12 protein-coding genes and 2 pseudogenes are annotated in these 7,658 nt (G+C 73.0%); all 14 read right to left on the bottom strand.

The window, feature by feature from the left end; genetic code table 11:
• Positions 1-1,110: pseudogene (locus FREUN1FDRAFT_RS37115) on the bottom strand (hypothetical protein); the annotation flags it as partial.
• On the bottom strand, positions 1,103-2,059 hold the full coding sequence (locus FREUN1FDRAFT_RS37110) for a hypothetical protein (RefSeq protein ID WP_006545572.1): 957 nt from the start codon (positions 2,057-2,059) through the stop codon (positions 1,103-1,105). The gene FREUN1FDRAFT_RS37110 and the pseudogene FREUN1FDRAFT_RS37115, both read right to left, overlap by 8 nt.
• The gene (locus FREUN1FDRAFT_RS37105; RefSeq protein ID WP_006545571.1) at positions 2,059-2,382 is read right to left on the bottom strand and encodes a hypothetical protein; all 324 of its coding nucleotides are present in this window, start codon (positions 2,380-2,382) and stop codon (positions 2,059-2,061) included. The genes FREUN1FDRAFT_RS37110 and FREUN1FDRAFT_RS37105 overlap by 1 nt, the downstream gene beginning before the upstream one ends.
• A complete protein-coding gene (locus FREUN1FDRAFT_RS37100) occupies positions 2,382-2,642 on the bottom strand; it encodes a hypothetical protein (protein ID WP_006545570.1) in 261 nt (86 codons plus the stop codon). Before FREUN1FDRAFT_RS37100 ends, FREUN1FDRAFT_RS37105 begins: the two co-directional genes overlap by 1 nt.
• A complete protein-coding gene (locus FREUN1FDRAFT_RS37095; RefSeq protein ID WP_006545569.1) occupies positions 2,639-2,848 on the bottom strand; it encodes a hypothetical protein in 210 nt (69 codons plus the stop codon). Before FREUN1FDRAFT_RS37095 ends, FREUN1FDRAFT_RS37100 begins: the two co-directional genes overlap by 4 nt.
• Positions 2,849-2,996: 148 nt before the next feature.
• A complete protein-coding gene (locus tag FREUN1FDRAFT_RS37090) occupies positions 2,997-3,551 on the bottom strand; it encodes a hypothetical protein (protein ID WP_006545567.1) in 555 nt (184 codons plus the stop codon).
• The gene (locus tag FREUN1FDRAFT_RS37085) at positions 3,548-4,258 is read right to left on the bottom strand and encodes a hypothetical protein (RefSeq protein WP_006545566.1); all 711 of its coding nucleotides are present in this window, start codon (positions 4,256-4,258) and stop codon (positions 3,548-3,550) included. Before FREUN1FDRAFT_RS37085 ends, FREUN1FDRAFT_RS37090 begins: the two co-directional genes overlap by 4 nt.
• Positions 4,259-4,280: 22 nt before the next feature.
• A complete protein-coding gene (locus FREUN1FDRAFT_RS44710; RefSeq protein WP_006545565.1) occupies positions 4,281-4,574 on the bottom strand; it encodes a hypothetical protein in 294 nt (97 codons plus the stop codon).
• 381 nt (positions 4,575-4,955) lie between these two features.
• Positions 4,956-6,122, bottom strand: a complete 1,167-nt coding sequence (locus FREUN1FDRAFT_RS43240; RefSeq protein ID WP_006545563.1) for a hypothetical protein — start codon at positions 6,120-6,122, stop codon at positions 4,956-4,958.
• Positions 6,122-6,421: a hypothetical protein gene (locus tag FREUN1FDRAFT_RS37070; protein ID WP_006545562.1), complete on the bottom strand. Its 300-nt coding sequence runs from the start codon at positions 6,419-6,421 to the stop codon at positions 6,122-6,124. Before FREUN1FDRAFT_RS37070 ends, FREUN1FDRAFT_RS43240 begins: the two co-directional genes overlap by 1 nt.
• Positions 6,418-6,834, bottom strand: a complete 417-nt coding sequence (locus FREUN1FDRAFT_RS37065; protein ID WP_006545561.1) for an HNH endonuclease — start codon at positions 6,832-6,834, stop codon at positions 6,418-6,420. Before FREUN1FDRAFT_RS37065 ends, FREUN1FDRAFT_RS37070 begins: the two co-directional genes overlap by 4 nt.
• The gene (locus FREUN1FDRAFT_RS37060; protein WP_006545560.1) at positions 6,831-7,043 is read right to left on the bottom strand and encodes a hypothetical protein; all 213 of its coding nucleotides are present in this window, start codon (positions 7,041-7,043) and stop codon (positions 6,831-6,833) included. Before FREUN1FDRAFT_RS37060 ends, FREUN1FDRAFT_RS37065 begins: the two co-directional genes overlap by 4 nt.
• A complete protein-coding gene (locus tag FREUN1FDRAFT_RS37055; protein WP_006545559.1) occupies positions 7,040-7,351 on the bottom strand; it encodes a hypothetical protein in 312 nt (103 codons plus the stop codon). The genes FREUN1FDRAFT_RS37060 and FREUN1FDRAFT_RS37055 overlap by 4 nt, the downstream gene beginning before the upstream one ends.
• 117 nt (positions 7,352-7,468) lie before the next feature.
• A pseudogene (locus tag FREUN1FDRAFT_RS37050) lies at positions 7,469-7,658 on the bottom strand (hypothetical protein); the annotation flags it as partial.

Below are 7,658 nucleotides of genomic sequence, written 5' to 3'. Positions count from 1 at the left end.
CCGGACGAACGGTTCCTGCCAGCGGTCTGGCATGGACTGCAGCAGGGAGCGGGGCAGCACGAGGTAGTTGCTGTACGACAGCCCAAACCAGGTGTGGATGGTGTCGCTCTCGGGCCTCGGTGGTACCTGGAACGGCTCGTCATCGCGGGGCACGGCGACGATGTCGAGGCCGGCCCAGGAGGCCAGGCAGAGCAGGTCGTCGACGTAGGTCGTCCCACCGACGCCCTGGGTAATGCGGGACAGCGCGGCGGGCGTCACCTCGGCGGCCTGTGCGGCTTGGCGAAGGGTGAGGCCCTCTTTCTGCGCCCGCTCGGCTACGCCCTCGGCGACAACCCGCAGCAGAGGATCGAGGTCCGCACGGAACCGCTCCTCGGCGGCGCGGACGAGCTGGCCGAGGGCCTCGCGGCCCTGCCCGGTCAGCTCGTGGGCACCGAGGACGGTCACCGTGACGTCCTGGCCGTCCTTGTCCTGGATGACGAAGGAGCGGCACTGTTCCGGGGGTGGCGCTTCGGCGGCCTGTTCCGGTCTGGCGGATGCCCAGGTGGCGTACTGGCCCTCGGTCATCCCGAGGACGTCGCGGAGCGGCTCACTGGTGCGGTGGCCGTCATGCCAGGCGTCGACAAGCTCGTCCTCGAGGTAATGCACCCGGCGGGCGAGCCGGAGGATCGTGTCGTCGCGGTCGGCAAGCTCGCTACCGGCGCGGGGCCGCGGGTCGGCCTGTTCGGTGGCGCGGGCGCGGTCCAGGAGCCGCTGCACCTCGGCCTGGTCGGCGCCGAGCGCGGACAGGAGTTCGGCGGCCGCGGCCGTCAGCCGGATCGTGGGCAGTGCGGTCGGGGTGATGATCCGGATCAGCTCGAGCCAGTGATCGATGACGTCGAACACTGCGGTGAGCTGGCGGTGAGCCTGGCCGAGCGCGGTAGCCGGGCCGGACGTCCGGTCGTACGCCTCGGCGCAGGGCCGGCACATTTGCAGAGGCCGCTCGTCGGCCGCGGTCACAAGCGGCCTGCTGGTCTCGTACCGGTCCGTACACAGGTCTCGCTGGCCAGGGTGGAGCCAGGCGCACAGGCAGTGGCATGTCATCCCGGGGACGATCGGGAGCGGGTCAGGCACTGTCGCGCTCCTGTGGCGGGTGGGAGGCGCGCCAGGCGTCGGCGGCGCGCTGGGTGGCCTGGACGTGCTGGGCGTATCCGTCGGAGACGGCGGTGTAGGTGCCGTGCTCGCACGTCAGGGAGGCGTGGACCCACTGGTCGGAGGTGAGGTCGACTGCTGGATAGCAGTCCCACCCGCGGGTCGTGCTCTCGTTCCAGAGGCCGAGGATGAGATCCCGGACGGGCTCCGGGACGCCGCGATCGGCCGCCTGTTCCGCCCGGGCGAGTTCGGCGAGCAGCTCGCCGGCGGTCGCGGTGGGGGTGGTCGTCCTCCACCAGCCGTAGGCGTGGGCGTACCAGGGGGCGGCGGTGGTGAGGTAGGCGAGCCGTTCGGGGTCGGACTTCGCGAACAGCCTGAGCAGGTCGGCGGTCCAGCTGCTCGGTGAGCCGCCGAGGGCCAGGGCGACGTCGTCGGTGCTGTCGAGCGGGTGGTCGTCGGGCACGGCCGACGGGCGTACCCATGAGGGTCGGACCGGTGCGGGTGCGGCGTGGCCCGAGGTGCGTTCCTTGATGTGTCGGATCCAGTGGGTGCGCATCGCGGCCCAGAAGACGGGATCGCCTGGGGCGGCGTACCCGAAGTCGGCGGGGCGCACCTCGTCGGCCGGCTGGGATCGGGGGCGTGCGGATCGGTCGCGGACGAGTCCGAGGCGGATGAGGCCGTAGTGGTAGGCGCTACCGGCTGGCGCGCGATCCAGATGTATCCAGTCGGTGGCTCTGTAGTCGTCGCGGAACACCTGGTCGAGTACCCCGTCGGGGCCGAGGCCGGTCTCCTTGTCGAGGGCGTCCGGGTCGACCCGTTCGGCCCACCCGGGTGCGAAGACGTCGAGCTGCGCAGCGCCGCGGCCAACGGCGATGCTGGCCGCGGGCTCGATGGTCATCCGGCCGTCGATGGTCAGAGGGATGCTGCTCATCAGAACGGTGCCTCCTCGTCGTCGTGGTCGTCGGCGTCGACGGTGCGGGCCGGCGCGGCCGGGAGTTCCCAGCGATGGACGGGCTCGGGCTGCCAGCGGGCGGCCGCGGCCCGTGCGGTCTCCTCCGAGGTCGGGGTGAGCGCGTAGACGGCGTCGGGGGCGATGAGCTGGGTGGCCCAGCCGTCGCCGTTCGGGACGTCCAGGCGTAGGAAGCCCTTGCCTGCGACCTCGACTTCGCGGACGCGGCCGGCGCGACGCACACGCCCCATCAGCTCGACGATCATCCACTCGTCGAGCTGGGTGGTTTCGGTGTCGTCGTGCATCAGTCCTGGGTCTCCTCGGAGCCGACGGGGCCGGCCGCGAGGCCGCGGACGGCGGCCTGGAGGAGTCGCCAAGTGGTCCGGGCGATGACGTGGGTGCCGTCGTCGAGCTGGACGACGATGCCGACGGTGGCGCGACCCTCGGTGGTGCCGTTGCGCTGGAGGCCGATGCGGGTGAGGCGGCCGTCCTTCGCGTCGGTGAGGTCGGTCCAGGGCGCGCGTTCGATGTCGGGAACGATGCGTAGGCCGGTGAGGTCGGTCATGGGGTGTCCGCCTTGTTCTGTCGGTGGTCGGTGGTCGGATCGGTGGTTTCGGGCTGGCGTACGCGGGCGTCGAGGTAGATCCGGCGCCGGGTGCTGAGGTCGCGTCCTGGGTAGGGCCGGGAGACGGAACGGACGTCGAGGGCCTGGCGCAGCGCGTCGAGCGCGGTGTCGAGCTCGGCGCGGCCGCCTTCGATGCGGATCCTCATCGGCGGCCGCCGATGCGCCGGTGGTAGGCGGGGCAGGGGCAGAGGGAGCAGTCGCTGCCGGGCCGGTGGTGGCGGTGGGTGTGGCGGGGGTGGCCGCATCCGGCTCGGTGGCAGGGGCGCCGGCCGAGGAACAGGGCGACCGCGCGGATCATGTCCGGGCCTGCTTCGCGAGGGCGGCGCAGTCGCGCAAGGCCCGGATCAGGGTGCCGCCCGGTGCGTGGGGGTGGTCGGGGTCGCCGTAGAAGTGCTCGTCGACGCCGTCGTGTTCGGCGCCGCGTTGTTTCGAGGCGGTCCAGAGGCGGCCGTGGATGTCGACGCAGTAGACGACGGCGAGCTCGTACCGGTCGGGGTGTTGGTCGAGTTCGCGGCGTTGCGCAGCGCGGTCGAGCTCGGCGCGTTCGGCGGCGCTGGCGTCCGGGTGCAGGGCGACGGCCCACACCTCGTGGAGGAGGGCGTAGGCGTACGGGACGGGTAGGTCTCGGGCGAGCTCTTTGCGGGTGGCTATCTCCATGAGGCGGGGGTGGCCGCGGGGGTGGATGTCGGTGGTGATGGCGACGGCGGTGGAGGGCTTGAGCGCCGTGCCGTCCCAGGTGAGGGAGATGAAGTGGTGGAGCGGGGTGTCCCACTCGGTGTGCGTGCCGAGGATCTGCCGGGTCATGTCGGCGAACACGTCGCGGCTCGGGATGGTGATGCTCGCGGTCATGCGCTGAGTGCCTGAGCCGGTGTTGAGCCGGCCGGTGTGGGTCGGTTCGCGCTGGCGAGGATGCGGCGGGCGGTGGCGGGGTGCATGCCGATCTGGGCGGCGAGGTCGGTCGCGCGGGCGGAGGTGGTGCGGGGGTCGTCGTCGGGGATCTTGGCTGCGAGGGTGAGGAGCCGTGCGGTCTTGGTGCCCGTGACCTGCGGCTCAGCGTCCGGCTCATCGGTTTGAGCCGGCGGCTCAGGTGCCGGCTCAGCGTGGCTCGGGGGTGGCTCGGCGGCGGTGAGCCGGGGCGCGGGGCGGGTGAGCCGGCAGGCCGCGGCCCCGGCGAGGGCGGCGGCGGGCCACACGGCGAGCAGGCTGTTCCACCACTGTGGCGGGCTGGCTGGGCCGACCGCGACGAGGGCGCAGGCGGCGGCGAGTGCGAGCGGGAGCAGGAACGCGGCGGCGGGCAGGAGGCCGCGGCCGCCGGCGCTGCGGCGGGTGTGGACCTCGGCGCCGGCGACGGTGGCGAGGATGACGGCGGCCGTGGTGGTGCCGGCGGCGTACGGGAGTGGCTGGCCGGCCGCTCCGGCGGCGGTGGCGATCTGCCAGGTAGGCAGGGCGCCGCCGGCGAGGGCCAGGGCGCCGACACGGACGCTGGCGCCGACGCGGGACCAGTAGTGGCGTACGTAGTCCTCGGCGAGCCAGTCCCAGCGACTGTCACAGGTCATGGTCATGGGCCTTTCGGCGGGGTCAGAGTTCGGGCAGGTACAGCACGGCGCCGGCGAGCTGGGCGCCGAGCAGGGTGGTGTGTGCGGGTTCGCCGCAGGCGAGCCAGGTGCGGAGCGCGACCGCGAGGCCGGCGAGTGCCAGGTCGGGCCGGTCGCCGTCAGCGGTGACCCCGGCCTCCTCGGCGACCCGGGCGTTCCAGCTGTCGCCGGCGCGGTCGATCAGCACCGTCCACAGATGCCGCTCGCCGGCGAGCGGCGTGGTGGTGGGCAGTGGTGACAGCGTGGCCAGCGGGTCGGTGTGGCGCGCGGTGCGCATGCCGGCGTGATCCGCGATGCACGCGGCATCGGACGGCAGCGAGATGCGGCCGGTACCGCAGGTCCAGCAGGTCCAGGACCAGGAGCCAGCGGACTCGGTTAACCGCAGGTCGTGGTCCGGATCGGCCTGCGGGACCGGCGGGTGCGCCGGCGCAGCCACGGCCGGCAGGTGAGGCACGGCCGGGGGCGGCCCTGGTCGTCCGTTCCGGTCCAGCCGGTACAGGTCGGGCTGTGCGCCGGCGGTGGCGTGGCGGGCGTGTCGTCCGGGTTGGGCCTGTCCTCGGACGCGACGTAGGGGGCCGAGTACACGGCTGATCACCTCCCTACGGGAAGTGTGATCTATCAAGTGGTCATGATCCATAGGTTTTTCCTCTCGTAAGGGTCAGGCGACGGCTGCGGGCCGGAGTTCCGGCTGGGCCTGCGGGGCTGGTGGGCTCGGCTCGAGCGCTGCGGGTTGCAGGAACAGGCGCAGGGCGAGCTGGCGCCACGGCGGGTTGGTCTGCGGACGCGGGCGGGCGCGGCGGCTGGTGGTGACCAGATGCAGGCGTGACGCGGCCGCGGGCTCGGCCGGCGGGGCGGCCGGGACCGGCGCCGGGGCCGCAGGAATGGCCGGGGGCTCAGCATTCGCGGCCGCTGACTCCGCGGGTTCGGGGTGCAGGTAGCGCTTCGCGCCGTTCAGCCCCACGACGTGGTTCTTGCCGTAGCAGCGACGGACGGTAGCGGCGATGGTCTGCCGGGCCTGGTCACGAAGTTCGGCAGCGTCATCGGGCACGACCGTGAGATCGGCACGCGGTTCGGGGACCGGCTCGCGTTCGGTGGGAGGTTGTCCCCCATTCCCATCACCACCCCGAAGGGGTGATGGGAATGGGTATGGGCCTGGGTTCCGGATCGGATCTGGAGTCGATTCAGCTTCTTTCTGGATCGGATCTGGATCGGCTCCGGATCGGTTCCGGACAGGATCCGGATCGGTTCTGGATCGGATCTGGGTCGGCCGGCCGGGCCCGGTGGGCGGCGGGATCGGGCCGAGCGCCAGACCGGCCTCCTCGGCCGCCCGGCCGACGTGCCGCTTCTGACAGCCGCGGCAGGCCACCACGAGGTTGTTCTCGTTCACCGCCGCGGCCGGGTCGACCAGGTCGAGCACCGCGCCACGGATCGTGCGGCGGTCCCCCCAGGACACGACACGGCCGCATCCCTGGTAGCGGCACCGGTCACCGTCGCGTCGCTTCACCGTGCCGCGAAGGTCGGGGTTGATCGCGGAGGCCTTCTTCACCGCCAGGGCGGCGAGCAGCTCGGCCCTGCTCGGGTTGTGGTCCAGGTAGTCGTGGATCGTCCAGCCGCCCTCGGCAGGGTCGAGCAGACGCACCGCCAGGAGACGGTCGATCAGCTCCTGCGGCCCGCGTTGCAACGCCACCGCGGCAGGCACGAATCCGTTCGTCAGGTACTTCGCGGCATAGGCACCCAGGCGCGCCCACAGGCCGAACGCCTCGTTGCCGGCCGCCACGACCTTCGGGTGGTCGGCGGCATCGTCGGAGATACGGAACCAGGGCATCAGCCGCGCGCCCGCAGCATCGCGGCGACGGCGAGGTCCCAGCCGTCGAGGTAGTAGGCCGGTCCGGCAGACGTGATCCCGGCCGGGCGCCACAGGCCCGCGCGGACCAGCGTCGCTTCGGCGGCGACGTCTTCCGGTTCGGCGCCGGGCGGCGACAGCACCACACCGGAGGGCAGGTCGCTGCGGCCGATGCGGGCGACGGCGCCGGCGAAGGCCTCGACATGCCGACCGAGGATGTCCCGGGTTACCCGGTGCGCGTGCACCGCGCTGGACTGGACGGGGACGAACAGTAGCGTCACGAGGCCTCCTCGGGGGCGTAGGAGCCAGCGGCAGTGAGCAGGACGCGGCGGCCGCCGTGCAGCTGCACGGCGACGCGGGCCGGGTTGGCGGACTGCCGGACGAGTAGGCCGGCGTCTCGGGCGTGCGTCCGGTTGGCGTGTACGGCGCCGTGGCATCCGCTGGTGCCGCTGCCACACAAGGCGAGCAGGTTGCACGGGGAGTGCCGGTCGGCCGCGCGGGATCCCCCGGAACCCAGCGGCCGACGGTGATGAATCGAGTAGCTCGACAGGACGAGTCCCGCGCCGCACGATTCGCAGCACCCTCCGGCGCGGGCGAGTACCAGCGCGCGGGTGCTGTCAGGGACGGCGTCGGGCCTGCGGGTCGCGGCCGTGGCTGTGACGGGTAGCCACGACGGACGCGAGGACCGGCTCACGCTTCACCTGCCAGAGGCGGGGGCAGCAGCACGGACAGCGGTTCCGTGTCCGCCGTGCCCTCGTCCGCCGGCGTGGCCGGGACCGGGCGCGCGGCCCGGACCGACCGCACCGCGGCGTCGCCGGCGCGCAGCAGCGCGTACGCCAGCGCGAGGCCGGAGCCGAACGCGCCGACCGCGGCGTTGAGCAGGGCCAGCCACTCGGGGATCACAGGGCCAGCCCTTCGATGCCCAGTGGCAGAGTCGGCACCCGGTTACGGGCGTGCCGCGCCTGGTCCATCAGCTCCCGCAGCTGCGAGGCGGGCAGCGCGCGACCCTCGGGCTCGGCCTCCTTGATCTCGATCGTGGGCACGATCAGTTTGTCCTCGGTGCGGGTCACCAGCCGGACCACGTCAAGACGCACGATCGCCAGGACCGACGAATGCTGGTCCGCCCGCTTGAACCGCGACAGCATCTCCAGCAGGCCGTTCACCTCAGCGGTCTCGGGCAGCTTGACGGAGACGCGCAGCGGGACGCTCACCGCCCACCAGCCACGAACACGATCCAGCCGGGCGAGCCGGCCCCCTCCACAGCGCTCACCGCGCGCCCCTCCCTCTCCGTGCTATGTGGTGTCACCGGCCTCGACTGGGCCGGGGTCTCAGGTCCGCGGCCGCCGGTACCGATCCGGATCCGTGCAGGTCGCGAAGTGCGGCTGCCACCGGCCGCCGGGCAGGTCGGACGGTGGGTTCACCTGGGCGATGCGGGCGCCGCCGTCGCGGTAGATCCCGACCGACCCGTCTGGTACCGGGGTGGCATCCAGCGGCATCCACACCGCCCGGTGCGGCTCC

Origin of the sequence: Parafrankia sp. EUN1f (genome assembly GCF_000177675.1) — a bacterium.
Classification (GTDB): Bacteria; Actinomycetota; Actinomycetes; order Frankiales; family Frankiaceae; genus Parafrankia.
This window is presented reverse-complemented; position numbering and strand designations above follow the sequence as displayed.